Here is a 607-nt window from a genome sequence, read left to right on the forward strand (position 1 = left end):
GGTGGGTGCGGTGGAGTTGCTGACGGAGGAGCGTGCTTGGCCGGAGGTGGGTCGGCCGCGGCGGGCGGGGGTGTCCTCGTTCGGGATCAGCGGCACCAACGCCCACGTCATCGTGGAGCAGGCACCGGAGCCGCCGACTCCCGAGTCCGCCGTGCCTGAGCCGGCCTGCTCGGCGGCGGGTGTACTGCCCGTGGTCCTGTCGGCCCGGACGGATGCCGCTCTGCGCGCCCAGGCACAACAGCTTATGTGGCATGAGGATGTCGAACCGGTCGCCCTAGCCTGGACGTTGGCTGTTTCGCGCTCTGCTTTGGAGCATCGGGCGGTGGTGCTGGCGGAGGACTGGCCAGCCTTGGTCGAGGGCTTGGAGGCCCTGGCTGCAGGAGTGCCTTCGGGGCGTGTGGCGCGAGGTGAGGCGCACGGCGGCCGATTGGGGCTGGTGTTTTCGGGTCAGGGTGCGCAGTGGGTGGGGATGGGTTTGGGGTTGTATCGGTGTTTTGGGGTGTTTGCGTCGGTGGTGGATGAGGTGGCGGGGTTGTCGGGGGTGCCGTTGGTGGAGGTTTTGGGGGATGGGGGGTTGTTGGGTCAGACGGAGTGGACGCAGGTAGCG

The 607-nt window shown here is 68.7% G+C and carries 1 protein-coding gene; it reads left to right on the forward strand.

Annotated features, from left to right (window positions below):
• Window positions 1-10: 10 nt before the first annotated feature.
• Window positions 11-607: ketoacyl-synthetase C-terminal extension domain-containing protein (locus PV419_RS53020; RefSeq protein WP_319701269.1), on the forward strand; the 597-nt coding region annotated here is incomplete at its 3' end.

It is taken from the genome of Streptomyces sp. ME19-01-6 (genome assembly GCF_033793745.1).
GTDB lineage: Bacteria > Actinomycetota > Actinomycetes > Streptomycetales > Streptomycetaceae > Streptomyces.